Here is a 25,716-nt window from a genome sequence, read left to right on the forward strand (position 1 = left end):
AAATATATGACTATCATCCTCACTAACGACGACGGTATCGATGCGCCTGGAATCAAAGCGCTACTCAATGCTGTCAAGGAAAAAAATGTAATTGTCGCTGCGCCGAGAGATCATCAATCTGGCTGTGGACATCAAGTTACGACTACTCGCCCCATTACTCTGCAACGGCGATCGCAAACTGAATATGCGATCGCTGGAACTCCTGCTGATTGTGTGAGAATTGCCATATCGCAAATTAGCGACGATATCAAATTTGTGTTATCGGGGATCAATGCTGGGGGTAACTTGGGCGTAGATGCTTATATTTCTGGTACGGTGGCGGCGGTGCGAGAAGCTGCAATGAACGGTATTCCCGGAATTGCTATTTCCCACTATCGCAAAGCCAAGCAAAATTTTGATTGGGAACTCGCAGCTAAATTCACGGCGGAAGTTTTAGCCGATCTACTCCAGCGTCCCCTAGAACCAGGACACTTCTGGAATGTAAATTTGCCACATCTGCAACCAGGAGAACGATACCCAGAAGTTGTGTTTTGCCAACCCTGTACCAAAGCCTTACCAATTAATTATCGAATTGAAGGCGATGATTTTTATTATGTTGGGGAATATGCAAAACGCGATCGCACTCCTGGTAGCGATGTGGATGTCTGTTTTTCGGGTAACATTGCTGTCACAAAGTTAAGGGTGTAGTCAACAGTCAAGAGTCATTAGTTATTTCTCCCCACACTCCCCACACTCCCTACTACTCTTCCTCATCCGACCCTTGTAGCAATATCATCAGCTTATCTAAAGTTTCTGTGAGTTGGCTGAGTTTTTGTAAGGAATCATCCTGAGATTCAGCAAGGGTTTGTACAGCGTCACACAATGCAAAAATTTGATAACCTTGCTGCTGTAACTGTTTTCCTTGGGCTTCAACTTGCACGCTGAGAGTCTCTAGTCTTTGCGCGAGACTCTCAATTGTCTCCGTAGTAGAAAGTACTGCTTCGCCGATTTGCTCAACAATAGATTCCAAGCGACCTATCTTAACTTCGACTCCTGTTGAAATCATGATTTTTACCACCCTAATTTTGAGAGATCAACATAGTAATATCGCTACGGATATTGAATAATTTAATATACGCATTAACACTAGGAAACCGCCACTATTGAAATGTAATTGATAATTTTTACGTAATTATCCGTAGCAAATTATGGCGAGAATAAACTTAGTGGCAAATTTTCCTCATGCTTACTCGCCTTTCTCCGGAGATGTTTAATTAACTTTATCCTAAAAATATAAAAAATCACGATATCAGTACTGTTGTTAAAGATCAAGTAAATACACGGAAAAATAAAATATTTTTAAGTCTCTTAAGTCTATATTCAAATCAAGGCTAAGTAATTTTACTTTTATCGCTTGATTTTAGGGCGGATGATGTACTCCACACAATTACACAGTGTTTTTCAGATTGCTACTTCTACAGATTGGGAATTAAAATTTATTCCTCACCCTTCACTAAAATCTAAATTTAAACGTTGTCTAGATATATTAGGTAGCTTAGTAGGGTTATTGATTTTAGCAATTGTGTTTGTGCCAATAGCGATCGCAATTAAAATCGATAGTCCCGGGCCAATTTTCTTTACTCAAGAACGCTATGGACATCTCGGAAGACGATTTCGGATTCGGAAATTCCGTTCAATGGTGAGTAATGCAGAGCATTTAAAATCTTTAGTTAAAAATGAAGCTAAAGGACTCATATTTAAAAATAAAAATGACTTTCGGATAACTAAAGTTGGTCGATTTTTACGACGTACTAGCCTGGATGAACTACCTCAATTTTGGAATGTTTTAGTAGGTGAAATGAGCCTAGTTGGTACACGTCCGCCTACAGCAGATGAAGTAGTTAATTATTCACCACGTCATTGGCAAAGGTTGAATGTCAAACCTGGTTTAACTGGCGAATGGCAAGTGAATGGTCGTTCTAAAGTAACAGATTTTGAACAAATAGTCGATCTAGATTTGCGCTATCAGCAAAATTGGCATTTATTTTATGACTTATTGTTAATTGGCAAAACATTTTATGTAATCTTCAATAAAACAGGAGCTTGCTAAGTACAACTATATATAGCAGTCCCAAATCATTGATGAGCAACTACTAACGATTGGGGACTGCTTTAACAAAATATCTCAATACTCAAATTAGCAACACTTGTTTTTTTAGATTACTAAGTTAATTGCATTGCACAAACATACAATACCGATCGCAAAAAAAGCCAACCCAGCAAAGTGGGTTCTATTTGCCAACATTGCGTAAGTTTCTCTAGCACTCATAACCACAGCACATTGAGTTAAGGTAACGCCTAGTACATAAATAATTAAAGGCGTTATTCCCGTTTCAATAGCAGATCCAGTACTAGCATAACCGTGAAATAAACCTGCGATCGCTCCCAGCAGTGAGAGTAACAGCCAGTTCGGTTGTTTTGACATCATTAGCATAGCGCCGACAGCGATTGTAGAAGTTGCAACCCCGATTTCCGCACCTGCTAAATCTACATGAAACAAATGAATTACCGTACCGAAAACTCCTGCTGACACAAAAGCCGCAGCAATCAAACCACCACGAATCATTCCCGCCGAGAGTAAGCCAATGGCGACAAGAATAACCAACCGATCTAAGCTAATTACTGGATCGGCAATTCCCCAAAGCAAGCCTTCCCAAGAATTAGAAATAGCTGTATGAGCGTGAAAACCACTCAATGAACTCAATAAGCTGATTAAAACTAGAGATGCGATCGCCCCAGCATGACGATGCTGTAATCTAGTAGCAGATGTTGATAACTCAACTGTTGTTAACATCAATTTATACCAAATCTTTATTTTTTTGGTACTTTATCTTACCCAAGTTTTCCAAAAAACTAACATAGTCTTCACTATAAATAGCGGCAAATACTTAAACTTAGGTAAATTTACTACTATTGACAATTTTTAATTGATAGCTGAACCAGAGGATAGTATTTTTTCTAATGGTCTATTGCTTTCGTTTTAAGTAATTCCGTAAATTTTATCCGTATGGGAAGTTGAATCAGAATTTCTGTTCCTTGAGGCGAGGCTGATATACATTTCAACTGACCGCCATGTTGAGCTACGATTTGGTAGCTAATTGACATCCCTAGATTTGTACTTGCACCTATAAAATTCTTAGTCAAGGAAGGATGAAATATTTTATCCTGTACATCTTCTGTCAAAACAGAAGCATTATTAACAACCCGAATTAACACTTGATTGCTGCTATCTAAAACCTCAGTATGAATGAAAATTTGAGGCTTATTAGTTGCACCCTTTAAATTATCAATAGTATGATTCAAGATATTCAGAAATACTTGATTTATTTGTCCTGGGTAACACTCAACTTTAGGCAATCGACCATAATCTTTAATAACTTCAATATCAGAACGATCTGCTTTGCCTTTTAAGCGGTTCTGCAAAATTAGTAAGGTGCTATTAATACCTTCGTGAATATCAACTTCCTTGACATCGGCTTCATCTAATCGAGAAAAGTTTCGCAATCCTAAGATGAGCTTGCGGATGCGATCTGCTCCCATTTGCATAGAAGATAAGATTTTAGGTAAGTCTTCTTTAATGAAATCAAGATCGATTTTCTCAATAGAAACTTGAATCTCTGATTGAGGATTTGGATAATACTCTTGATAAAGCGAAACCAAATCTAGCAAGTTTTCAGCATATTCGTTAGCTGCCGTACTGTTGCCATAAATAAAGTTAATTGGGTTGTTAATTTCATGAACAATACCCGCTACTAACTGTCCTAAAGAAGACATTTTTTCTGTATGAACTAGTTGCGCTTGCGCATCTGCTAGTTCTTGCAATGTTAGTTTTAGTTGATTATTAGCTGTCTCCAGTTGTTTTGGACTTGGCAAAGCTAAAGCTTGAGGAATTATCGGCAGTAATACAATCGCTGTATAAATTGAAATAAAAGCTGTAATCGCTTTAATTAAACCAGACAGCCAATAAGTTGGATGCCAAAGCGTCCATATTTCCATTAAGTGTGTTGTACCGCAGGAAACGATAAAAGCCCCAAATAATAAAAGTATTGATTTAAAGGGTAAATCCTCTCGTTTGCGAACAAAGTACAGTAATGCAACAGGAATCGAAAAATAAGCTAAGGCAATTAAAGAATCTGAGAGGATGTGTAGCACTACTAACCCTGGTTTCCAGAGGTAACAGTGTCCATGTGGAATAAATCCACCATCAACAAAGAAACTTTGTAATAATTCCAGCATAGAGTATTTACTTAGTATAATTTATCAAGCTAATTGCATGACAAATTATACTCGCTGTACAGACAATTGTCGCTAGTACTTAAACCCTAATGTAATAATTCCTCTATCTGATGCTGACTCCACAAAGTTCTGTACAGTCCTGGTTGCTGAACCAATTCTAAATGCTTGCCCATCTGGACGATTTGACCTTTGTCCATAACAAAAATGCGATCGGCAGCAGCAGCAGCAGAAAGTTGATGAGTAATAAAAACAACTGTTTTTCTATCAGTACCAGTGGAAAGGTTTTTCAAGATTTGGGTAGCCGTTTGATTATCCACACTGGAGAGGGCATCATCCAATATTAAAACTGGCGCATCAACTAGCATTGCCCTAGCCAAAGCAGTACGTTGCCTTTGCCCACCAGAAAGCGTAATTCCGCGTTCGCCAACTATGGTCTCGTACTGCTGCGGAAAATTGCTAATTTCTGAGTGAATTTGCGCCTGTTGTGCCACAATCTCTATATTTTCTTGTTCTCTAATTGGGTCGCCGTAGCGAATATTATTTCTGATGGTGGTACTGAATAAAAAGCTATCTTGAGGAACATAAGCGATCGCACCTCGTAAATCTGTTAATGCGATCTTTGTAATGTCTAACCCATCCAAAAATAAATGTCCCGATTCAATCTCTAATAAGCGAGGTAAAGCATTGGCTAAAGTCGATTTTCCCGAACCGATAGCCCCAACAATTGCTACCGTTTCCCCAGGATAAATTGTAAAGCTGACATTATTTAAAGCCGGGGTAGTAGCAGCTGGGTAAGTGTAACTGAAGTTTTTAGCTGTCAGTTTTCCTTTAACTTCACTCTTCGGTAGATAGATGACATCGCTTGTGTCTTGAATCTTCGGTTGAACTGAGAGAATCGACTCTAAGCGATCGATACTTACCTCACCTCTTTGGTAGGCGGTGATGGTAAATCCTAACAAAGCAGTGGGAAAAACTAAACGTTCTACATAAATTAGTAATGCCAGGAAATCTCCAACAGCCAGAGTTCCGGCAGAAATCCGCGATGCGCCTAACCAGATAATTACCAGCGAACTGATATTAGCTAAACCACCAATCAGGGGAAACAGCGTATTGCGGCTTTTTGCTAGTTCTAAGTTAGCAGTTAATAGCTGTTGATTTTTTTTAGCAAAAGCACGACGCTCATTTTCTTCTTGGGCGTAGATTTTAATCAGAGCAATGCCGCTAATATCCTCTTGAATGAGTTCGCTAATGTCAGAGAGTTGTTCTTGGACTACCGTTTGTTGTTTGCGGAGGCGATCGCTAAATAGATGCACCAAAAAGAACATTAAGGGATATACTGCCAGAGACGCTAAGGTCAGATCGACACTAATTGTCAACATCACTGGCAGCGTCAGAGCATAGGCAAACAGCGTATTTGCTAAACTCAAGACTGCAAAACCCAACAACCGCTTGATATTTTCTACATCGCTAGTAGCCCGACTAATTAAGTCGCCAATAGTATTGGTGGCAAAGTAAGAAGGCTCTAGCTTGAGTAAGTGTTCAAAAATCCGTTGTTTTAAGTCAAATTCCACCTCACGTCCCACGCCGAACAGCCAGATGCGTGAAGCCATGCGGATTAACCACATTGCTGAACTGAGTAAGATGATGATGACTACGTAATTTAAAACTTCATACCAGCTAAAAGTTGTTGAGAGTTTGTCAACACAAGCGCGGATTAACCAAGGAATATAAACGCCTAATCCATTGACAGTTAACAAAGCCAAAATACCCAACATTGCTTCCCGCCAATGGGGACGCAGGTAAGCACCAAGTTTAGCCAGTCGTCGAGATTGTACCATTCAGAAAAAATCGGGGAGCAGAGGTTAGGGGAACTCAGCGCCGCAGAGAAATCACAAATGAAAAATGACTCTTGCAAGCAAATCTACTGAACCTCCTTTTATTCTGGCAGAAATAAGAGTTGAAAAAGGCCAGCCACCAGGACATAGTGCTTTGGCCTTGTGTTAACTTTTTAGCTTTATCGGCGACCACGCAAGAAAAAGTAAATTTGATTGAGGTAACTTTCCCAAGCTTGGGTTGTTACTTGCAGGGTTTCGGCGCTGGGTACGAAATCTTCGATCCGTAATCCGCGTGTTCTAATGTCCTGAGGATTCTGTAATAGGTAAGGTGGAACTTTAATATCTAACGGACTCAAAGCGATGCTTGACCGAACCATATTACTCTGAGGTAGAATGCCATTCCCCACGACATCGGAAATATTAGCTGTGGTATCTGGAAGCGACGCCACTAAAGTTTCTGATGTGGGAGTAAATTGCCTAACAGTAGCCAGTTGAGGATTACCAACCGTTGCTATTGGTGCCCTGACAAGGAAGTAGGCAATAGCTGGTGTACTTGCTAACAGTAAAATTGTTAGCGCCCAACCAAGTAAGTATCCTCCTGGTTTATCTATTCCACCTCCCTTAATTCTCTGAGCAGCAAAAATTAACATCAAAACCGATGCTCCCAGAGGTTTCAGGGGGAATGATATCAACCTCCACAAAGATGCTACTGCTGGTTCGTTGGGGTTAATGAACGCCAGCGCTAGGACGATCAACATAATCACTATGACTAATCGACCAACAAAATTACCTGTTGGATAAAATCTTTGGAACAAAGAATATACAACAGTGCCAATTAATAGCCACAGTAATACACGGCTTAACAGTAGAAACATAATAAATTAACTCACAAATTTTCCGATGCGGTGAACCATTGCCTTGGTAAAGCAGTCTGTTGCGAAGGAGAGAAAGACTGCACCGAACGAGTTCTCCCTTCGCGTTAGCGTCTCCAAAGGAGAAGGAGTACCCGCAAGGTAACAAATGTTGGTTGGGATTTCCGAGCCAACACATTGCACTAAGCAGTTCTCATTGTTGCAACTGCCGTTAAATGGCTGACCCTGAAGGGTCAGCCTCAAGGTTTCCGGCAGCGGATTTATTTTCTCGTCAAATTGTAATCGCACTGTTACCTGACTTAAAATACCTCAAACCTCACAACCAAAGACTACCGTCGTAGTGATTTTAGTGCAATTTTTTGACACTGGGTGTATTATTTAGAATTTTGCAAATGAGTAATGAGACACCAGTAATTTAAATTAGTTAAGTAGTTATAACTCAAAAGGAAAAACTATGTCGCCTAGAAAGCCCACGATTTTGGTGACGGGGGGAGCCGGATATATTGGTTCTCATACGGTGCTTGCCCTCAAACGAGCAGGTTATGAAGTAGTCATTCTTGATAACTTGGTGTATGGGCATCGCGACTTAGTAGAGAAAGTTTTGCAAGTAGAGCTAGTAGCGGGTGACACATCCGATCGCGCTCTTTTAGATCGATTATTTCAAACTCGCAATATTGAAGCAGTGATGCACTTTTCTGCCTACGCCTATGTAGGTGAATCAGTAACAGACCCGGCTAAGTACTACCGCAACAACGTTGTGGGTACTTTGGTGCTGTTAGAAGCAATGCTGGCAGCATCTATTAAGAAATTTGTCTTTTCTTCTACTTGTGCAACTTATGGGGTACCGGAAGTTGTGCCAATTCCCGAAAATCATCCCCAAAATCCGATTAATCCCTATGGCGCTACTAAGTTAATGGTAGAGCGCATTCTCTCTGATTTTGACGCTGCCTATGGTCTAAAATCAGTGCGTTTCCGCTACTTCAATGCAGCTGGAGCCGATCCCAGTGGACTGCTAGGTGAGGATCACAACCCAGAAACCCATTTAATCCCCTTGGTACTACTGACAGCTTTAGGCAAGCGCGAATCTATTTCCATTTTCGGTACTGATTATCCTACGCCCGATGGCACCTGCATTAGAGATTACATTCACGTTAGCGACTTAGCAGACGCCCATATTTTAGGATTGGAATATTTATTGCAAGGCGGTGACAGCGAAGTTTTCAATTTAGGCAATGGTTTGGGTTTCTCAGTTAGAGAAGTAATTGCAGCCGCCGAGGATGTTACAGGCTTGACTATCCCCATACAAGAATGCGATCGCCGTCCCGGAGATCCCCCATCTTTAATCGGCAGTAGCGACAAAGCTAGAAAAATCTTAGGCTGGCAACCCCAATACCCAGGCATCAAAGATATAGTTCTACACGCATGGCAGTGGCATCAACAAAGGCATAAGTAATTGGGCATGGGGCATAGGGCATGGGGCATGGGGCATTGACTATTTCTCCCTTGTCACGCCACTTGCTTTAATCCGGGAAACCCGTCCAACGCAGTGGCTCCCCCTTGTCCCCCTTGTCCCCCCACTTCCGACACTCCCCACACTCCCCTATCTCCGCCGCTTCTGTACCACAGCTAACACAATTCCTGCTGTTGCAAATACGACGGCGGCGATCGCCCACAATGAGAATGGTTGAGGTTGAGTCTCTACTACATCAGTATTGACATTGACATTCTGTGATGCTTGTGATATATTTGCCGAACTTGATGCTACGGTCACGTCAAACTTTAACTCAAAAGGTTTGAAACTTGCCCCTGCTGTTGGTTTACCACTGAGTGCTAGTAAATAATTCCCTGGTTTGGGAAATGTGATTTCTGCACCTGGTGTAGCTTGATAGCGTTCGGTTGACACGGGTTTTAAAGAAGGTTCTAACAGTGGCGGCTCTTTTGCTGTGTGGGGTTCGGCATAGACAGCTAACTGGCAATTGCAGTCTTTGAGGGCGATCGCTTTTCCACCTTTGCGAGTAAGAGCAAACCAAGCTTTTGTAGGGGTTCCTGCTTGAGGATTGTCGTTCGGTTCGATATGGAGCGTACCACCAACATCTGTGGATATTTTGACTGTATGGGCAGAGGCGGTATGAAGCTCATTAACTGAAGTTAGTAATAAAAAAACTAAAGGAAGAGAAAATTTAGCGCGATTTAGTTGGGGGAACATAAAATTTTTCGATAGATAAGCTTGACCAAAAACACCGCGAACGCACTAGCAACACACAGAGGGTAAAACAACCCAGTAACGCTGCTGCTATTTTATTCCCCCCATTTGATTGTAAAGAACCCAGGTAATGGGAACCAATCAAAATTGCATGAATCACAATCAAAATTAAAGCAGGCACGCTTAACAGATGAATCTGTCGCCAACGCTTACCTAAATGTTTTTGCCAGAAATCAAAACTTGTGAAAGCAGCGGGAGCCATCAAAACTAAAGCTACAACACCCGCAGCTATGCTCCACTGGAAGTCTGGTGGCAAGAACCAGAAAGCAGCAAAATTCCATTGCAATGAATGTTCGATCGTGTGAACAGTGTGAGCAACAGACAGGACAAAAGCTCCCACTCCCAAAGCCCGACGGTAATGCAAGGGCGATGGACAAATGCGACTAATAGGACGAGCAATCAGCGCTAGAATCAAGCAGATTAAGGCGGCGTGTCCAGTGTAATCGACCATTGTGTCGCCAGTTCGCAACAAAGTAATTGCGCCAATGATGAGAGTTACCCAACCGCCTAAGCGAAACAACTGACTGCGTTTATCTTGACTAACCAACGAAGCAGAAATCCCTGCACCTAACATCATCGGTAGAGTGCCTAAGCCAAAAGCTAGCATAGTTGCTGCACCCATCCATAAATTACCAGTTTCCGCTGCTTTAATTTGGGCAGCATACAAGAAACCACAAGGCATTAATCCCCAAGTCATCCCCAAAAGCGCTGGCGTCCACCATCTACTTTGCAAAGAAAGGTTGACCATTCCTGCACTCAGGCGATTGTGTAATTTTCCTTGTAATAAGGGGTGTAAAACTGGAATTCGCGGTAGAAAATCGGGTTTTATTTGCCCTAAACCAAACCAGATCAGCATCAATCCAGTAATGATTGCGATCCAACGACGTAATTCACTGCCTATACCTGCTAGCTGTCCGCCCTCTACTAATACCGAACCCAGCGCGCCAATTCCCGTACCGACTAGGGCATAGCTTAACATTCGTCCCAGGTTCAGCAAGATGTGAAATTTTAATTGCTGTCGCCAATTAGAAGTTTCCTGCTGATGCGATAAAGAAAATGCCATTGTTAAAGGGCCGCACATCCCAAAACAATGTCCAAAACTGCCCAAAAAACCCAGGATTGTGATGAGTGATAAATCTAGCATATGTAAAGCCTGAGTCTGCGGTTCTGAGTTTTGGATGGAAGCATGAAAAAATTATTTTTTCTTCTTTCTCAGCACTAAGCAGTTGGTACTCAGCACTGTTATACTGCGGAACTTTAGGTGAAAATGTGGACTCTGTCAAAAGACTAGCTGTAAAACTTGCTGTTTGCGTTAACTTAAAGTCTGAGAAGCAGAGAGCGATCGCATGAAAAAATGGATTTGGCTAGCGCTGTTATTCCTAGTGGTAGTGATAGTTGTCGGTAGCAGAGGTATTGCCAAAAATATGGTATTCGAGCAGCCTCCCACACCGACAATTGTTGAGAGTATTCCCAAAGAAAATACTCCAGCACAGACATCTCAGCCAGTATCTAGCAATTTGCTGGTGTCGGCTGACAAGCTGTTTACCCACATTCAAAAGTTGAATTTTCAGCGTTATACAGATGCAGAGCGATCGCGTACTCGCACTTATATTACAACTGAACTGCGAAAATTAGGCTTGACACCTAAGTTAGAAAAGTTCTCTGAAGGTGTAAACATCTTTGTCGAACGCCAAGGAACTAACAAAAAAGCAGGCGCAATTCTGGTTGCAGCCCATTATGATACTGTTGCTAACTCTCCAGGTGCCGATGATAACGCTAGCGGTGTAGCTGTGATGTTAGAAGTTGCGAGAATTCTGGGTTCCCGTCCCACACCCCGCACATTGCAACTAGCTTTTTTTGACCAAGAAGAAGCGGGACTTTTAGGTAGTAAGGCTTTTGTCAGCAAAACAGCAAGGTTAAAAAACCTGCGTGGGGTTATTGTTATGGATATGGTAGGTTATGCTTGCCATACTTCTGGTTGCCAAGATTATCCAGCAGGTTTACCTGTGACTCCACCCAGCGATAAGGGCGACTTCGTAGCAGTAATTGGCGATACAGAACATTTACCTTTGCTGAACGCCTTTCAAAACTCCCAGAAAATCCCGCCAACAGCCTGGAATAAAGAGGATTCAAATTTACCGTTAGTCCTAACGCTGCCAATTCCGCTTAAAGGCTTGCTGACACCAGACACCTTACGCAGCGACCATGCACCATTCTGGTATCAAGGAGTAGGTGCTGTCTTAGTAACTGATACTGCTAATCTTCGGACTCCGCACTACCATCAACCTAGCGATATTCCAGCCACAATTGACCGTGATTTCTTCATAGGTTCAGCGCAAATTGTGCTGAATACTACGAATACTTTGTTAGAGAATGAGGAGAATTTAGCAACTCAACAGTAATTTGGATATGATGCAGAGAAATTCTCGATAAGGGAAGTGGATTTATGACAGTTCTGACAGAAACTCTTGAGCAACTTGAATACTGGTTGTGGCAACATCACCCAGATCTGGCAGCATCCTTAAATCCAGGGTTAACTTCACAAGAGATTGATAACACAATAAGAAATCTTCCGATACAAATTACTCAAGAGATCCGAGAACTTTATCAGTGGACAAATGGTAGTAGTCTTTTTGTCACACCATGTCATTTGGATGAAGCCCTTGCCCTGATTTCTCTAGAAAAAGCTATTCAATATAGCTACTATGACAATGTATCAGAGGTTGTTAGAGAACGAGTGAAAATTCCAAACTTAGTTATGTTTTGGGAGTTTGAGAGGTGGGTTCATTTTGCGGTTTGTGATCAAAGAGAAGCATCTCCAATTCTTGTCATAACCGATGATGATTACACGAGATTGGCTTATTCCAGTCTAACTAGTATGGTTCTTACAACTCTTGAGTGTTACCAGAGAGAGATTTTTAAGATAAGAGATGGTTGGAGAAGACCGATACTCATTGATGAGCCTTCAAAGAAGAAATTTAATGCTATTCGCAACCGAAATAATCAAGCCTTCAACTTAGCTTCTATTCAAGAAAGATACGACATTGTTATTCAGCAAATATAAACGAATGTGGGCAGCATGTATCAATGAACTTTCGCCTCTTGCGCATGAATTAAGACCGGAAGTACCAAAATTTCTGAAAAAAGCGTTTAACGATGCAGGAGTATTAAACGATGACGAAATTTTTATTCCTGTTCGTCCAGTTGCAATTTTAGGTACATGCAGTACAGCTGCTTATGCTGACTGTCCTAATATACCTGAACATCATATAGAAAATTCTCAGTCGTATAACGATCCAGCTTACTATCTCAATAAAGTGGGACAGTACTACTGGTTTGATTTCGATATTATGTACCCGAATCAAGAATCGTTGCAGTTACGTATGGTTTTTAATGTGGGCGATGGTGACTGTAATGATGGTATGTGGGGAGCAGTCTGGGATCGCAACACAGAGGATCTGATGGCCAACATCTTAAGTACTGGTGATAGCGAAGCCACAGTGCAAGCTATATCGAAGAAATATATCGAAATGTATGAGCCTCAATCGATTTTCTTCCCAAGTAATTTTGATGAAATAGACGATCCAATACCTTGTAGCACAATGGAATACGCGAATGAAGCAATGTTGGAGAAAATTATAGGTATAGCTATCAGATTATGTTGTGTGTATAGAAATAATGGGTCTTACAAAACATACGGGTATACTGTCTAGGAGTTTTGAAAAATTGGGTGCATATGGCTCAATAAAAAAGGTCGATTGCACAATCCCGAATCAAAATTTTTAGCCCCTAAAATACTTACAAATCATCTATTTTGAGGTTGAGGATAGGTCAAAGTCCAGTTCTGTTTATCATTTAATTGCCAGTACAAACCTTGCAGAATTAGCCGCAATGCAGTACGAGTTCTAATGTAGTCTCTCACCAAATGAGTTCCAGGTTTGGCAGAAATATCATCATAGTATTGGCTGTAGCCAAATGGCTTGGAACATTCACTACCAAAACCTTTGACAGTTAATACAAAAAGTGGGGATTGCTTATATTCATTAGGAACCATAAAGATACCATATACATGATGTTCTCCTCGCCAAGGCTGAACTACAACTTTAGTAGCTTGTACTTGAAATTTTTTAGTTTTTGAGGCGAGGAAAGCTTCTGAATTACAATCAGAATCATTTACAGGCCATAACAAAGTTACAATACCTAGTGAAAGTAATAAAAGTAAAATATAAATGAGTTTACGACGCATATAGTCAGCAAGAAATTTTATGTAATTGATAACATCTGCTCAACAAGTGTAGTGATGAAAGCTGCAATCGCAAGAAGAGAAACTTTCACTACACGAATTTTGTAGAGTTTATTTACACTATTAAAATAGGCGATCGCCTATTTAATTTTTGTGGCAATCAACACTGATTAATGGTTGCACTCACTCAATATCAATCTATAATAAAAAATTTAATCATTAAGCATCTTAGCCTCGCGCAAGGAAAGCTAAACAACAAATTATGCTTAGTGCAAACTATCTAAAGGATTATTTTAAAAATCATCAAAAAATGGTAGAAAATATTACAGAAAGATGTTTTGTAGCATAATAACTTGTTATGCTGAGAAATTTTATAAGCATCCTAAATTATTTGTATATATATTAGGTGGGCATTGCTCACCCTATGCCTATTTCCCCAATCAATTAGTAATTTATATTATTTGGTATTAAAAAAATCTAAAATTACTAATATAAATAATTTGTAAAATTTAGGAAATACTCATGCAGATTAGAGAAAATAATTTAGCCAACTTACAGCACAACCCTGCAATAAAACTGCAAAAAATTGACTATGTAGAATTCTATGTTGGCAATGCGCAACAGGCTGCTTACTTTTATTGCAAGTCTTTTGGCTTTAAAGCGATCGCCTATGCTGGATTGGAAACTGGATTGCGCGATCGCATCTCGTTTGTCCTAGAACAGTCTGATATTCGCTTTGTGTTTACCTCTCCCCTGACACCAGATGGATCGGTGGCTGAATATGTCAGGTTGCACGGAGATGGAGTATATAATATTGCCTTGCTAGTTGATGATGCGCGTGCTTGCTTCCAAACCGCGATCGCACGGGGAGCAAAACCTATACAAGAACCAAAAATCTACACAACAGAAAATGGATATCTTATCAAAGCTGCGATCGCCAGCTATAGCGGCGACATCATTCATTCATTTATAGAGCGTCATAACTATACACAGTTTGCACCGCAATATGTTCCTATTGAAAACATACCAATAGCAATATCAACTGGTCTAGTTGATATTGACCATATTGTCATTAATGTCGAATGCGGAAAAATGAATTTATGGGCTGAGTTCTATCATCGAGTATTGGATTTGCAGGAAAGTCAACAATTTACTAGTGATGATATCTCAACTAAATATTCAGCTTTGATGTCCAAAGTTTTGCAAAACAATACTGCTCAGATTAGGTTTCCAATTAACGAACCAGCCCCAGGATATCGCAAATCACAAATTCAAGAATATTTAGATTTTCATCACGGGGCAGGAATACAACATATTGCACTGAGAACTAACGATATTATTCAAACAGTAAAACAATTGCGGAGTAATGGTATTGAATTTTTAGATACACCTGATATCTACTACGAAAATTTACCAAGACGTATTGGTGAAATTGATGAAGATATTAATACTTTGCGAGAACTGAAAATTTTGCTCGATCGAGATGAAACAGGATACCTACTGCAAATTTTTACAAAACCTTTAGTGGCTAGACCCACATTTTTTATTGAAATTATTCAACGTAAAGGCTCACAAGGATTAGGTAACGGGAATTTTCAGGCATTATTTGAAGCAATTGAGCGCGAACAAGCTAACAGAGGTAATTTATAAAAATAGTTAAATTAAGCTAGTCTATAATGTCTCTTCGTTTATTTGTTTTATCTAAGCGTTAATCGATTTGAGCATTGCATCCATAAGTTTTGCTTTAGCGTAAGTTGATTATGTATAAGCATTTATCGAAACAATCTTTGCATTTAATAAGATTGATAGAAGTGTTTGCAACAAAGACGATTGTTTGATTCTAATTCGTAATGTGCAATTCAACAACTGATAAGATTTTTTACAGCATGGGTAGTAAAATACACGAATACAGCTATATTCCCCTAAGCGTGGAAAAATAAAGATGTTCACAGGATACACCAGGGGAAGTCTAAAAAATCTTACAGGTTGGTTGTGTGGGCTAGCGATCGCACAAATTTTGGGGATAAATACCTCTGCAAAAGCTGCTGATACAGTTGTTGTGCGATTTGGCCCATTTGCAGAATCTATCTCTGTTGCAGATCTCCAAACTGCTGCTGAAACTGGAAAATTTCCCAGAGATTTGCAGTTTTTCACCAATAGTTTATCGGAACAAGAGCGCCGCTTAGTTTTAGGAGCGCTGAGAACGCGAGTACCTCTCAATGTTGTCACCGTTAGTCGATTACTAAATACGCAGATTGGAACAACAATTCTCAATGATTTAGCAACTGCTTTAGTGAGAAAAGATCGAGCTGGCGCACAAGCACTGAGAGCCGGATTTGTTCTGGGATCTGTTTCCCCACAAGGTCTTTCTATACTGTCATTTATCAAAAACTATCCGAGTAACCGCCTGGAAATCAATTTACCGCGAGCATTTGCTGTTGCGAGCAATTTGAATTCAGGTTTTTGGCTGACGCAACAGTTTATGTTGGCGATCGCTCCTCAATTCAGCCCCACTACATCCCAACTGTCTTTTCCTTTCGATCCCAGCCAGCGGGGAAGCGATCAATTTCAAGTTCTTGGCTTGCAGTTAAATGACCAAAAACGCAATCGCAAAATTCCTGTTGATGTTTATTGGTCAAACGCTGCAACTACTGATAAACCTGTCATCGTCTTTAGCCACGGCTTTGGCTCAGTGCGTACAGATATGCGCTACCTAGCAGAACATCTCGCATCCCACGGCTATATAGTAGCGGCGTTAGAACATCCTGGTAGTAATGAGACAAGTGTCAACTTAGCTCTCAAAAACAACACCAAGATTGTACAACCTCAAGAGTTTTTAGATCGTCCTAAAGATATTAGCTTTGTTTTAGATGAACTCGAAAAACTCAACCAAACAGCCAAGAACCCATTGCAAGGAAAGATTGCAACTAATAATGCGATGGTAATTGGCTATTCATTTGGTGGCGGTACAGCATTAGCAATTGCTGGAGCCGAAATGCAACTAGAAAATCTCAAACAACGTTGTAAACAAAATGTAGCTACGTTTAGTTTCGGTGAAACGCTGCAATGCGTAGCCCAAGAATTACCAAACAATAGATATCAACTAGGAGATAACAGGATAAAAAGAGCGATCGCTCTCAGTCCCACCGCTGCTTTAATCTTTGGTCAAACTGGTCTGAGTAAGCTGCAAGTACCAACTCTAGTATGGGCTGCTTCCGCAGATAAAACAGTCCCAGCTTTACCCGAACAAATTGTTGGTTTTAATCAAATCCCATCTCCTAAATGGCTTGTTGGGATACTTGGCGGTACTCACCTTAGTGTCAAAGACCCCAGTACCACAATGGATCAGCAGACAAAACCAAATACACCTTTATTTGGTGGTGAAGTAGTAGGCGAGCAAGCTGCTGATATTCGTAAATACCTACAAGCTATAGCCTTGTCCTTTGCGGCACAACTCACTCCTGAAGCTGAAAAATACGCAGTTTTTCTCACACCAGATTATGCTCAGTTTGCTTCTACTCAGGCATTTCCCATTCGCCTAGTGACTGAGATTCCACCACAAGCGATGTTCGTAGTCAAACAGTTTACAGGTAAATAAGACACAGCTATCGGCTCAGGGAATACCAAACAATCAATTAATCAATATTTTAGAGAGCTTCACACACTTGATTGGAGATTTTTTAAATCTAGGCGCATCTTAAGTACATTTACGAATGCAGAATGTAGTCTGTAGCTTGTGTAATGTACTTGTAGATGACTAGGTAAAATATTTATGTCAGACCAATTTACCTTTACCGTTACCAATAATACCGATCAGGCTATTACAGAATTGTGGGCATCTCCAGATGATGAACAGTGGTCTCAATTTACCTTAGGTGAGGAAGGAATCCCCCCCAGTGAAACAGTAACAATTGCTTGGGCTGAATATACGAATGATTCAGCCTGCGAGTGGTATATCTCTGCTGTATTTGAAGATGACTCAGAAACTGATTCCGCTGTATTTAACTTCTGTGACGAACCAGATATAGCAATTGGTTAAATTGCCCATATCCAAAGGGGGTAGAAGCGATCGCCCCCTAATTTAATTTTTAGGATTTGAGATTTTATATTTGGGTGTTGTGAATCCAAATCCTATGCTCGTTTTTCAACTTAGTATTAGTTATACTTTTTTAAAAAATAATTTTCATAATTCTAGAGACATCATCGCGATTCGCTACAAACAGCTAAATTTCTTTCTGTAAAAAATACCGTTGATGTCCTGGGGGAAAGTTTTCTAGAACGCCAAATATTTGGTAGCCAAGGCGTTGATAAAAACCTAAAGATTGAAAGCTAAACGTATCTAGGTAAGCATAACTACAACCGCGCTGTTTAGCTGCTGCTTCAGCTTTAGCCATGAGTTGCTTTCCATATCCTTGACCGCGCAATGCTTCTGCAACCCATAGGTGAGAGACAAACAACCATCCCCATTGAGTTTTACCAACTAAACCACCAACAATTTCGCGATCGTCTCGAATTAATACAGCTAATGGTTGGTATTCGTCTTTTTCGCTTTGGCGATCGCTGTTATATTCAACAAGCTTATTAATAACAGTACGAATATCGTCTTGTTGAGGATCGTCCTCAACTGTAAATTTTAGGTCTGCCATCTTAATTTTCCATAACCAAATAACGCTACAATTACACAACAATTGAACTTTCGATTTTGTACCATTAGTCCCCTGGGTATTTGACGTTATATTCGTTATGTGCTTTGCACTTTATCCGTTTGGGTAATTGAATAAAATCAAACTTTTGTTTCGGCTTCAATTAGTAGAATACAGACATTTTGTAGCAAAGTTGACAAAATGGTACAGCAAGACTCTGTATCTAAATTAGCTTATAGCATCTCAACGCTTGTAACATTTTTATGACTTCCCCCATTCGCTTTTTGATGTGTGCCCCCGACCACTACGATGTGGACTATGTGATTAATCCCTGGATGGAAGGGAACATTCACAAATCATCCCGCGATCGCGCTGTTGAACAGTGGCAAAAACTCTATCATGTCCTCAAAGACCACGCCATTGTAGACTTAGTACCCCCCGAAAAAGGTTGGCCGGATATGGTATTTACCGCCAACGCTGGTTTAGTGTTGGGGGATAATGTAGTTCTTAGTCGCTTTTTACACAAAGAACGTCAGGGAGAAGAACCTTACTTCCAAAAATGGTTTGAAGCCAACGGTTACACAGTACACGTACTTCCCAAAGACTTGCCCTTTGAAGGCGCAGGGGACGCACTCCTAGATCGGGAAGGACGCTGGCTATGGGCGGGATATGGCTTCCGTTCAGAATTAGATTCTCATCCCTACTTAGCTAAGTGGCTGGATATTGAAGTACTCTCTTTAAGACTGATTGATGAGCGCTTCTATCATTTGGATACCTGTTTTTGCCCCTTAGCCAATGGGTATTTGCTCTATTATCCCGGTGCGTTTGATTCCTACTCCAACCGCTTAATTGAAATGCGCGTAGCAGCAGAAAAGCGCATCGCTATTGAAGAAGCTGACGCAGTGAACTTCGCCTGTAATGCAGTGAATGTTGATAGCATCGTCATCATGAACAAGGCGAGTGATGCTTTGAAATCGCGCCTTACAGATGTGGGTTTCCAAATCATTGAAACGCCACTGACAGAATTTCTCAAAGCTGGTGGTGCAGCCAAATGTCTCACCTTACGGGTGACAGAACCAGTCAGAGAAGAAGTTCATGCGAATGTTTCTGTAGAAAGTCGCATTATCCGCTTAGAAGGTCATTTACTCGACTCTGGCTTAATTAACCGCGCTTTAGATTTGATTGTAGACACAGGTGGCAGCTTCCAAGTATTGAATTTTAACTTGGGAGAACAGCGTCAAAGTACCTCAGCCGCTGAAGTAAAGGTATCAGCGCCATCTCATGAGGTAATGGAAGAAATTATCTCGCTGTTAATTGATTTGGGTGCGGTAGATTTGCCCCAAGATGAGCGAGACGCCAAACTAGAACCTGTAGTCCAAGCTGGTGTAGCTCCGGATGATTTTTACGTGAGTACGATTTATCCTACGGAAGTGCGGATCAAGGGTCGGTGGATCAAGGTAGAAAATCAGCGCATGGATGGCGCGATCGCCATTACCGAATCACCCAATGGTATAGTAGCTAAGTGTAAAATTTTACGCGATTTAGAAGTAGGCGAACAGGTAATTGTCGATGTTTTGGGTATCCGCACGATCCGTAAAACCGAATCGCGGGAACAGCGTAATACCCAAGAGTTTAGCTTTATGTCCGGTGGCGTTTCCAGCGAACGGCGCGTAGAGTTAGTTGTTGAGCAAGTCGCTTGGGAATTACGCAAAATTCGTGATGCAGGTGGTAAAGTAGTTTTCACTGCGGGGCCTGTAGTCATTCACACAGGTGGTGGCGAACATCTATCGCGGCTGATTCGCGAAGGATACGTGCAAGCGCTTTTGGGTGGAAATGCGATCGCGGTGCATGACATCGAGCAAAATATGATGGGCACATCTCTCGGTGTAGACATGAAGCGGGGTGTGGCTGTACGTGGCGGACATCGCCATCACCTCAAAGTAATTAATACCATTCGCCGTTATGGCAGCATTGCCAAAGCTGTGGAGGCGGGGATAATTAAGAGTGGTGTGATGTATGAGTGCGTGCAGAATAACGTACCGTTTGTACTTGCAGGTTCAATTCGGGATGACGGGCCTTTACCTGATACCCAAATGGATTTGATTAAAGCGCAGCAAGAATACGCCAAACTCCTAGAAGGTGCGGAGATGATTTTAATGCTGTCTAGTATGCTGCACTCGATTGGTGTGGGGAATATGACACCCGCTGGCGTGAAAATGGTGTGTGTGGATATTAACCCAGCAGTGGTGACTAAGTTAAGCGATCGCGGTTCGATAGAATCGGTGGGTGTGGTGACAGATGTCGGATTATTCCTCAGTCTGTTGACACAGCAGTTAGATAAGTTGACAAGTCCATACATTTCTAAGGTAGGTTAAGAAATGTAGACGCAAAGGTAAGAAAGGGAATGGCAAGAGTAGCTTTCACAAGAGAGTTGCAAATTAATTGGGTCAGTTTTATTGCTGATTTTCTACTGGCGGGTATGGTTATTGGCCCGCTAGCTGCTCCCTTTCTGGCTGCGTCTGGGGTATCCTTACTGCCAGGGATTGCGAATATTATTTATTTCATGGGCGATGTTGTGTGTCCGCAACCAGATATGGGTTTAGATTTAGCACCACCTCATATCATGGCTGTATGTATGCGTTGTTACGGCACTGTCACGGGTTTGTTTGTCACGCGCCTGTTGTATGCGGTGACTAATGGTAAAGGTTTTTATTGGTTAAGTCAGTATGGCTGGCGTGGTGTAGCCCTAGCCAGCGTTTTGATGATGGCTTATCCTCTGGAATTAGCAGCGCAAGTTTTTGGTTGGTGGGATTTTAATAATTACGTTGTTACAGTTTTCGGATTGATTACAGGTTTGGCATGGGGATTATTTACTATGCCAATTTTCCACGGGCGACTTTCATCTGCGGAAACTTGATAGAAAAAAGGTAGCGGCAAGAAGTGAGAATTTGGAATTTCCCAAAAGAGTTGACTCTTGCCTAAGACAGCTATAAAATTCAGATTGAATAGAAGGGGAGTAGCTGCTGGTAATTAATACCCAGCCCATCTGAATCAACATACTGGTGATGAGCCTGGTTCAGATGACAAGTAGAAAATATTTGGAAGCGAGACCTTCACTAAGTTCACACAACAATGTGTGGAGCTTGGTGGAGTTTTAGTGCTTTCATCAAGCTTCGCATCGTTCAACGATTCTTCAGGAGCTTGAGAGAGTGCTAACAGCTTTTACCGCAGGTTTGTTATTAATTACAGTTTCCGAGTTAGGTGATAAAACATTTTTTATCGCCGTAATTTTAGCAATGCACCACTCGCGGCGGTTGGTATTCGCAGGGGTGATAGCCGCTTTAGCTGCAATGACAATTCTTTCGGTGATGTTGGGACAAACAGCATCTTTGTTGCCAAAGGTTTATATTCATTATGCCGAAATAGCTTTGTTTATTGCTTTTGGTATCAAGCTCCTGTATCAAGGTAGTAAGATGTCACCCGCATGTGATACAGAAGTAATAGAAGAAGCTCAAGCTGCGGTGAAGCAAGCAGATCTAGAATTACCTAAACGAAAAACACCACTGGCAATTTTAACCGAAGCCTTTGTACTAACATTTATGGCAGAGTGGGGCGATCGCACGCAAATTGCTACCATTGCGCTAGCAGCCGGAAATAATCCCATTGGCGTCACTACAGGCGCAGTTTTAGGCCATGCCATTTGTGCGGCGATCGCCGTAATTGGTGGCAAAATGATTGCTGGTAAAATTTCTGAACGTCAACTAACTTTAATTGGTGGCTGCTTGTTTTTAATCTTTGGTGTTGTTGCTGCTATCGAAGGAGCATAAGCCTTATACCAATTTAAAAAAAGAATGCAACAGCATCGGATCTGTAGGGGCGGGTTTTCCCGCCCTTTACGACAGTCATTATCTCACTTAATAGCTGTAACTTAAGCAGTGAAAATTCAGCACTCAGTACTCATGAATCTTCATTTTTTACTTTCTGGTGAGGCTGTAGGAGATACCGCAGGCGTAGGTATTGGAGAAGCTGCTGCGGCTTTATTAATTTCGTCTTTGTACTGAGCAGGTGCTAAAGCTGAAGCACTATTAAATAAAGGTTTAGCTTCTGCGACTTTGCCTTGTTGCTTTAGTAGCATCGCCTTAGCCAAAACCGGGCGAAAATCCTTCGGATCTTTATTGATTGCTTGGTCGTATGCAGAGAGCGCTTGAGTATAACGTTTTTGAGAGGCGTGAACTGTGCCTAAAAGCACCTGTACTGCAACCGTATCTACACTTCCAGGCTGGATTTTATTTGCTTGGGGTGCAGCAGTCAAAGTATCTTGCAATAAACCAATAGCTGCTTCTGGGCGTTGTTGGCTTAAGAGGAGAGACACCATTCCTTGTAAAGCTTTCAAGTCACCTGGTTTTGTAGCCAAAATAGAACGATAAGCTTGCGCTGCGCCTTCTTTGTCACCAATTTGCTGCTTTGCTTGAGCTAACAGTACTGCATATTCTGTCTGATCGGGATTGAGCTTGGCTAGCTTTTCTAAAGGTTCGATTACTCCCTGAATATCACCTTCTTTGATACTTAAGAGTTCTAGCCTTGCTTGTAATAGACCTTTAAGAGCAGTCTGATTTTCTGGTTCCCTTTGCAAAACCAGTTGATAACCCCGAACTGCATCTTGGAGTTTTGATTTTTGGTCAGCTGAAGCTAACTTGCCCCCAGTGCTGGCATTATTCTGAGTTGGGGGTTGTGTATTATTATTAAATGCACTGATAAGGGGAACCATTGAAATTCCTACAAAAGTCAGAACTGCCAGAGCCAGTATGACTTTAACTATCCAGCTTCGCGGTTGAGACACAAGACTTATTTCTCCTGAACTTTATTGACACTATCATTTACATAAATCCGAAAGTTAAAATTTCAAAAACTTTGCGGAATACCGTCGTTTGTCTGTGAATTTTATAACAAATAACTATTCACGCTGCTAAAGTAAGTGATGACTTTAGGAGGAGCCGTCAGAATTCTACCTATGATATGCTTCCCGAAACTAGTCTAAAGACGCTAAATTACACTTTTAGTGTACAAATGCTCCTTTAGAATCCTATAGAGCGCTAAGTCGTGGTTGGTTGAAAGCAAATATACTTTCATCAGCCGCACAAACGCTCTTTTCAGCTGCCTTTGTAAAATCCCACAATGGGATGTGTCTCCGCCGCAAGGAGTTTTTTATGAATTCCGACCTGATGCCGTCGCCTGAATCTTCCAACTCTTCTGCCTCTAACCAGGGCCAAACTAAAGTAGAGGCAGCCGCTAATGTTCCCACAGTAGCAGCCCAGGCCTCTAAACTTGAGAATTCGACTGTTAACCCTAGCGAGACTGCCTCAAATGGGAACTTCGCTAATCGGCAGCAACCGATTCCGCCTCCCAGCGAACCAATGCAGTACCGCGCGATCGGGTTAGTCCGAGGTCGCTACCGTGCTAGTGACGAACAATTTACTCAAGGTAATCTGCTGACCGCAGATGGTGTAGAACTCAATGCCGTGCTCCTAGGACGGATTATGAGTTTAGTTAAGAATCACTTAGATTTAGAACAAGAACATCTGTGGGTAGTTTATCCGCGGACAAGACAAGAAAATGACGCATTGCACCTCCAAATTGTTGGGGTTTGGGAGCCAGAAAAACTGGCTAAACATCTGACAGAGGAGGACGATCCAGATTCGGAAACAGAAGAATTACAAGTTCCGGATGATGTGTCCGCAAATACCGATGAATCTACAAGCACCCTACAGACCTCATCAGATATTCCTGATGGTGGGTTCTCAGTTCGTGGTGAAGTAGTATATCAGTCTTTTGACGCTAAGAGCATAGTAGTCAAAATCAAGCAGGCTCCGCGTAAACCAACTGACAAACCCAAATATTTCAAGTTGAAACTGACCGGTGTTCTGACTACTAAAGCTGTAGGGAAGTTTTGGGACTTTCAAGCCAAGCGAGAAGCTGACTTACTACTAATAGAAACTGCCGAAGCGATCGCGGACTTACCCAAAAAGCGCAAACCACCATTCAGAGGTGCTCCTCGTGGTGGTGCTGGCGGTGGTGGTAGAAGACCATTTCCACCCAGACGAAATGGCGAAACCCCACGCCCCATCAAAAAAACAGGCGGCGACTCCTCTGTGGTGTCGAAACCTATCCCAAAAACACCTGCTCCTAAGCCGATCAAGCGGGTAAAACCACCTCAAGAGTAGGGCATGGGGGAGCCAGTCGCGTGGTGAGGCAGCGCGGTCTTGGGGGTTTCCCCCATGAGCGACTGTCGAAAGGGTTTCCCCACTTGAGCGAACTGGCGTCATGAGGCATAGGGCATTAATTATTCTCCTTGTCTGTCTCATCTCCCTTCCCATTCCCCAGTATCAAAATTCCGTCCAGCGGTCTTGAGGTAAAAAAGAACGCTCCATCGGAATTGGGGAAACTGGTTCTGTCAGGGTAAATTTGCCAGCTTCTATCCAGTGTTTCAACTCTAGAGCGACTTGCCTAGATAAAAACAAACTTGCTAGAGGTGCAACACGCACAGTTTTACCCTCAATGGTGACACGCCCAGACTTGAGTTGGGCGTAACTCACCAACCCAAACGTCGGACGAACACGCCGAGGAATGGAAAAGTCTACGATGGGCGCTACTAAGTCTTTATCTTGCACAGCACAATGTTCAACTACTTCTGCGGATAAAACAGGAAGCGGTACGCCTACGCCCAACATCAATGAAGGGCCATAGCTTTTGAAATAACATCCCCTCACCCAACGAGCGTCCATCTGTTTGGCATCACCAATTAAAGCTAAAGTGGCAGCAGGCCCAATGGGGGTATGATTGGCTAAACGTTTTTGTAAGGGGAAGTGTTGAGTACCTTCCCAAGCGACATAACCAATACCACCGCCTAAAAAAATCCTGGTTCCAATACCGATCAGTTGTAAATCTGGGTCATTGAGTAAAGGTGAAATTGCACCGGGGTTAGAATAAACAGCATTGCCTAAACGTGGTTGTAAAGGGCCGAGATAAGTAAACAGTGGGCGATCGCCTCCATTTACTCCCACAATAAAATTTTGGTAAAGATTACGCGGATTAAATAAGTAAAACTGATTTATTGTTTCCCGCATGATTGTGGTTTCAAAGGTGGCTCGTGGGTAACAATCTGTCACTTGTCCTTGTGCGCGGACTTGTACAGCTTTACCCGCAATTAAATCTTCAATGACATGACCGCCGCCACGTTCCCGAACTTCTTCTCCATCATTTGTCTCAACGGCACAACTAGCACCCAGGTATAAATCTACTGCGCCAAAACCAGAGTATGCTGGCACGCCATCTAACCAACAACGGCGAATTTTGATTGGGGGGTCAGTGTGTCCCAGATTAATAATTGCACCACTCGATTCCATTGGCTCAAAAGTGCCTGTGGTAATTACATCAACTTCCTGAGCAACCTGAGTAACACCAACTTCAGCAACACGTGCTTTTAATTCTTCAACTGTCAACACCACCGCACGTAGGCTGCTGATTTTATCGTTAATTTCCGCAATTGTTCGCATATTAAATGTAGCGATTCATATATTAATTGTGG

Annotated in this window: 24 protein-coding genes; 13 read left to right on the plus strand and 11 right to left on the minus strand. The window is 41.8% G+C overall.

Annotated features, from left to right (window positions below; translation table 11 throughout):
- Nucleotides 1–6: 6 nt before the first annotated feature.
- Nucleotides 7–687 (plus strand): 5'/3'-nucleotidase SurE, encoded by a 681-nt coding sequence (gene surE / locus AACU33_RS32160; RefSeq protein ID WP_096594329.1) that lies wholly within the window; start codon nucleotides 7–9, stop codon nucleotides 685–687.
- Nucleotides 688–739: 52 nt separating this feature from the next.
- Here the strand turns inward: surE and AACU33_RS32165 are convergent, their stop codons facing one another.
- Nucleotides 740–1,045 (minus strand): hypothetical protein, encoded by a 306-nt coding sequence (locus AACU33_RS32165; RefSeq protein WP_096594330.1) that lies wholly within the window; start codon nucleotides 1,043–1,045, stop codon nucleotides 740–742.
- Nucleotides 1,046–1,411: 366 nt separating this feature from the next.
- Between AACU33_RS32165 and AACU33_RS32170 the strand changes: the two genes are divergently transcribed.
- Entirely contained in the window at nucleotides 1,412–2,089 is a 678-nt protein-coding gene (locus AACU33_RS32170) for a sugar transferase (protein WP_096594331.1), read from the plus strand.
- Between the two features lie 105 nt (nucleotides 2,090–2,194).
- Here AACU33_RS32170 and AACU33_RS32175 read toward each other — a convergent pair whose 3' ends face one another.
- The 4 genes from AACU33_RS32175 to AACU33_RS32190 all read right to left on the minus strand — a co-directional run bounded on the left by AACU33_RS32175 (nucleotide 2,195) and on the right by AACU33_RS32190 (nucleotide 6,985).
- The gene (locus AACU33_RS32175) at nucleotides 2,195–2,833 is read right to left on the minus strand and encodes a HupE/UreJ family protein (protein WP_096594332.1); all 639 of its coding nucleotides are present in this window, start codon (nucleotides 2,831–2,833) and stop codon (nucleotides 2,195–2,197) included.
- A gap of 164 nt (nucleotides 2,834–2,997) precedes the next feature.
- Nucleotides 2,998–4,275 carry a sensor histidine kinase gene (locus tag AACU33_RS32180; protein ID WP_096594333.1) on the minus strand — a complete coding sequence of 426 codons (1,278 nt, stop codon included), beginning with the start codon at nucleotides 4,273–4,275 and terminating at the stop codon, nucleotides 2,998–3,000.
- An 86-nt stretch (nucleotides 4,276–4,361) separates the two neighbouring features.
- Entirely contained in the window at nucleotides 4,362–6,113 is a 1,752-nt protein-coding gene (locus tag AACU33_RS32185) for an ABC transporter ATP-binding protein (protein ID WP_096594334.1), read from the minus strand.
- A gap of 176 nt (nucleotides 6,114–6,289) precedes the next feature.
- Nucleotides 6,290–6,985, minus strand: a complete 696-nt coding sequence (locus AACU33_RS32190) for a hypothetical protein (RefSeq protein WP_096594335.1) — start codon at nucleotides 6,983–6,985, stop codon at nucleotides 6,290–6,292.
- A gap of 451 nt (nucleotides 6,986–7,436) precedes the next feature.
- Between AACU33_RS32190 and galE the strand changes: the two genes are divergently transcribed.
- Nucleotides 7,437–8,435, plus strand: coding sequence for a UDP-glucose 4-epimerase GalE (galE, locus tag AACU33_RS32195; protein ID WP_096594336.1), 999 nt, complete (start codon nucleotides 7,437–7,439; stop codon nucleotides 8,433–8,435).
- A gap of 147 nt (nucleotides 8,436–8,582) precedes the next feature.
- On the opposite strand, the gene AACU33_RS32200 is transcribed toward galE, so the two are convergent.
- Nucleotides 8,583–9,188, minus strand: coding sequence for a hypothetical protein (locus tag AACU33_RS32200; RefSeq protein ID WP_096594337.1), 606 nt, complete (start codon nucleotides 9,186–9,188; stop codon nucleotides 8,583–8,585).
- Nucleotides 9,163–10,389 (minus strand): urease accessory protein UreH domain-containing protein, encoded by a 1,227-nt coding sequence (locus tag AACU33_RS32205; RefSeq protein WP_096594338.1) that lies wholly within the window; start codon nucleotides 10,387–10,389, stop codon nucleotides 9,163–9,165. The genes AACU33_RS32200 and AACU33_RS32205 overlap by 26 nt, the downstream gene beginning before the upstream one ends.
- A 202-nt stretch (nucleotides 10,390–10,591) precedes the next feature.
- On the opposite strand from AACU33_RS32205, the gene AACU33_RS32210 reads away from it, so the two are divergent.
- The 3 genes from AACU33_RS32210 to AACU33_RS32220 are packed head-to-tail and all read left to right on the plus strand — an operon-like array spanning nucleotide 10,592 to nucleotide 12,958.
- Complete coding sequence (locus tag AACU33_RS32210) at nucleotides 10,592–11,647, plus strand: M20/M25/M40 family metallo-hydrolase (protein WP_096594340.1); 1,056 nt, start codon at nucleotides 10,592–10,594, stop codon at nucleotides 11,645–11,647.
- Nucleotides 11,648–11,691: 44 nt separating this feature from the next.
- Complete coding sequence (locus AACU33_RS32215) at nucleotides 11,692–12,309, plus strand: hypothetical protein (protein ID WP_096594341.1); 618 nt, start codon at nucleotides 11,692–11,694, stop codon at nucleotides 12,307–12,309.
- 4 nt (nucleotides 12,310–12,313) lie between these two features.
- On the plus strand, nucleotides 12,314–12,958 hold the full coding sequence (locus AACU33_RS32220; RefSeq protein ID WP_096594342.1) for a hypothetical protein: 645 nt from the start codon (nucleotides 12,314–12,316) through the stop codon (nucleotides 12,956–12,958).
- A gap of 92 nt (nucleotides 12,959–13,050) precedes the next feature.
- On the opposite strand, the gene AACU33_RS32225 is transcribed toward AACU33_RS32220, so the two are convergent.
- A complete protein-coding gene (locus tag AACU33_RS32225) occupies nucleotides 13,051–13,491 on the minus strand; it encodes a hypothetical protein (protein WP_096594343.1) in 441 nt (146 codons plus the stop codon).
- Between the two features lie 519 nt (nucleotides 13,492–14,010).
- On the opposite strand from AACU33_RS32225, the gene hppD reads away from it, so the two are divergent.
- From hppD to AACU33_RS32240, 3 genes are all read left to right on the plus strand, one after another.
- Nucleotides 14,011–15,138, plus strand: a complete 1,128-nt coding sequence (gene hppD / locus AACU33_RS32230) for a 4-hydroxyphenylpyruvate dioxygenase (RefSeq protein ID WP_096594344.1) — start codon at nucleotides 14,011–14,013, stop codon at nucleotides 15,136–15,138.
- A 292-nt stretch (nucleotides 15,139–15,430) separates the two neighbouring features.
- Nucleotides 15,431–17,086: an alpha/beta hydrolase gene (locus tag AACU33_RS32235; protein ID WP_096594345.1), complete on the plus strand. Its 1,656-nt coding sequence runs from the start codon at nucleotides 15,431–15,433 to the stop codon at nucleotides 17,084–17,086.
- A 174-nt stretch (nucleotides 17,087–17,260) separates the two neighbouring features.
- Nucleotides 17,261–17,527: a hypothetical protein gene (locus tag AACU33_RS32240; RefSeq protein WP_096594346.1), complete on the plus strand. Its 267-nt coding sequence runs from the start codon at nucleotides 17,261–17,263 to the stop codon at nucleotides 17,525–17,527.
- 184 nt (nucleotides 17,528–17,711) lie between these two features.
- Here AACU33_RS32240 and AACU33_RS32245 read toward each other — a convergent pair whose 3' ends face one another.
- Nucleotides 17,712–18,134, minus strand: coding sequence for a GNAT family N-acetyltransferase (locus AACU33_RS32245; protein WP_096594347.1), 423 nt, complete (start codon nucleotides 18,132–18,134; stop codon nucleotides 17,712–17,714).
- Nucleotides 18,135–18,394: 260 nt separating this feature from the next.
- Here AACU33_RS32245 and argZ point away from each other — a divergent pair, with 260 nt between their 5' ends.
- The 3 genes from argZ (at nucleotide 18,395) to AACU33_RS32260 (ending at nucleotide 21,958) form a co-directional block, all read left to right on the plus strand.
- Nucleotides 18,395–20,506 carry a bifunctional arginine dihydrolase/ornithine cyclodeaminase gene (gene argZ, locus AACU33_RS32250; RefSeq protein ID WP_096594348.1) on the plus strand — a complete coding sequence of 704 codons (2,112 nt, stop codon included), beginning with the start codon at nucleotides 18,395–18,397 and terminating at the stop codon, nucleotides 20,504–20,506.
- Nucleotides 20,507–20,535: 29 nt separating this feature from the next.
- Nucleotides 20,536–21,048: a DUF2085 domain-containing protein gene (locus AACU33_RS32255; protein WP_096594349.1), complete on the plus strand. Its 513-nt coding sequence runs from the start codon at nucleotides 20,536–20,538 to the stop codon at nucleotides 21,046–21,048.
- Between the two features lie 292 nt (nucleotides 21,049–21,340).
- Nucleotides 21,341–21,958: a TMEM165/GDT1 family protein gene (locus AACU33_RS32260; RefSeq protein ID WP_096594350.1), complete on the plus strand. Its 618-nt coding sequence runs from the start codon at nucleotides 21,341–21,343 to the stop codon at nucleotides 21,956–21,958.
- A gap of 140 nt (nucleotides 21,959–22,098) precedes the next feature.
- Here AACU33_RS32260 and AACU33_RS32265 read toward each other — a convergent pair whose 3' ends face one another.
- On the minus strand, nucleotides 22,099–22,971 hold the full coding sequence (locus AACU33_RS32265) for a tetratricopeptide repeat protein (protein ID WP_096594351.1): 873 nt from the start codon (nucleotides 22,969–22,971) through the stop codon (nucleotides 22,099–22,101).
- Between the two features lie 367 nt (nucleotides 22,972–23,338).
- Between AACU33_RS32265 and AACU33_RS32270 the strand changes: the two genes are divergently transcribed.
- Complete coding sequence (locus AACU33_RS32270; protein ID WP_096594352.1) at nucleotides 23,339–24,352, plus strand: hypothetical protein; 1,014 nt, start codon at nucleotides 23,339–23,341, stop codon at nucleotides 24,350–24,352.
- A 162-nt stretch (nucleotides 24,353–24,514) separates the two neighbouring features.
- Here AACU33_RS32270 and AACU33_RS32275 read toward each other — a convergent pair whose 3' ends face one another.
- Nucleotides 24,515–25,684, minus strand: a complete 1,170-nt coding sequence (locus AACU33_RS32275) for a homocysteine biosynthesis protein (protein ID WP_096594353.1) — start codon at nucleotides 25,682–25,684, stop codon at nucleotides 24,515–24,517.
- Between the last annotated feature and the right edge of the window lie 32 nt (nucleotides 25,685–25,716).

It is taken from the genome of Calothrix sp. NIES-2098 (assembly GCF_963875125.1).
Lineage (GTDB): Bacteria > Cyanobacteriota > Cyanobacteriia > Cyanobacteriales > Nostocaceae > Aulosira.

Excerpts from the sequence above, each read along its gene's own strand:
- surE (WP_096594329.1), top strand. The coding sequence starts at position 7 with ATGACTATCATCCTCACTAACGACGACGGTATCGATGCGCCTGGAATC.
- AACU33_RS32165 (WP_096594330.1), bottom strand. The coding sequence starts at position 1,045 with ATGATTTCAACAGGAGTCGAAGTTAAGATAGGTCGCTTGGAATCTATT.
- AACU33_RS32170 (WP_096594331.1), top strand. The coding sequence starts at position 1,412 with ATGTACTCCACACAATTACACAGTGTTTTTCAGATTGCTACTTCTACA.
- AACU33_RS32175 (WP_096594332.1), bottom strand. The coding sequence starts at position 2,833 with ATGTTAACAACAGTTGAGTTATCAACATCTGCTACTAGATTACAGCAT.
- AACU33_RS32180 (WP_096594333.1), bottom strand. The coding sequence starts at position 4,275 with ATGCTGGAATTATTACAAAGTTTCTTTGTTGATGGTGGATTTATTCCA.
- AACU33_RS32185 (WP_096594334.1), bottom strand. The coding sequence starts at position 6,113 with ATGGTACAATCTCGACGACTGGCTAAACTTGGTGCTTACCTGCGTCCC.
- AACU33_RS32190 (WP_096594335.1), bottom strand. The coding sequence starts at position 6,985 with ATGTTTCTACTGTTAAGCCGTGTATTACTGTGGCTATTAATTGGCACT.
- galE (WP_096594336.1), top strand. The coding sequence starts at position 7,437 with ATGTCGCCTAGAAAGCCCACGATTTTGGTGACGGGGGGAGCCGGATAT.
- AACU33_RS32200 (WP_096594337.1), bottom strand. The coding sequence starts at position 9,188 with ATGTTCCCCCAACTAAATCGCGCTAAATTTTCTCTTCCTTTAGTTTTT.
- AACU33_RS32205 (WP_096594338.1), bottom strand. The coding sequence starts at position 10,389 with ATGCTAGATTTATCACTCATCACAATCCTGGGTTTTTTGGGCAGTTTT.
- AACU33_RS32210 (WP_096594340.1), top strand. The coding sequence starts at position 10,592 with ATGAAAAAATGGATTTGGCTAGCGCTGTTATTCCTAGTGGTAGTGATA.
- AACU33_RS32215 (WP_096594341.1), top strand. The coding sequence starts at position 11,692 with ATGACAGTTCTGACAGAAACTCTTGAGCAACTTGAATACTGGTTGTGG.
- AACU33_RS32220 (WP_096594342.1), top strand. The coding sequence starts at position 12,314 with ATGTGGGCAGCATGTATCAATGAACTTTCGCCTCTTGCGCATGAATTA.
- AACU33_RS32225 (WP_096594343.1), bottom strand. The coding sequence starts at position 13,491 with ATGCGTCGTAAACTCATTTATATTTTACTTTTATTACTTTCACTAGGT.
- hppD (WP_096594344.1), top strand. The coding sequence starts at position 14,011 with ATGCAGATTAGAGAAAATAATTTAGCCAACTTACAGCACAACCCTGCA.
- AACU33_RS32235 (WP_096594345.1), top strand. The coding sequence starts at position 15,431 with ATGTTCACAGGATACACCAGGGGAAGTCTAAAAAATCTTACAGGTTGG.
- AACU33_RS32240 (WP_096594346.1), top strand. The coding sequence starts at position 17,261 with ATGTCAGACCAATTTACCTTTACCGTTACCAATAATACCGATCAGGCT.
- AACU33_RS32245 (WP_096594347.1), bottom strand. The coding sequence starts at position 18,134 with ATGGCAGACCTAAAATTTACAGTTGAGGACGATCCTCAACAAGACGAT.
- argZ (WP_096594348.1), top strand. The coding sequence starts at position 18,395 with ATGACTTCCCCCATTCGCTTTTTGATGTGTGCCCCCGACCACTACGAT.
- AACU33_RS32255 (WP_096594349.1), top strand. The coding sequence starts at position 20,536 with ATGGCAAGAGTAGCTTTCACAAGAGAGTTGCAAATTAATTGGGTCAGT.
- AACU33_RS32270 (WP_096594352.1), top strand. The coding sequence starts at position 23,339 with ATGAATTCCGACCTGATGCCGTCGCCTGAATCTTCCAACTCTTCTGCC.
- AACU33_RS32275 (WP_096594353.1), bottom strand. The coding sequence starts at position 25,684 with ATGCGAACAATTGCGGAAATTAACGATAAAATCAGCAGCCTACGTGCG.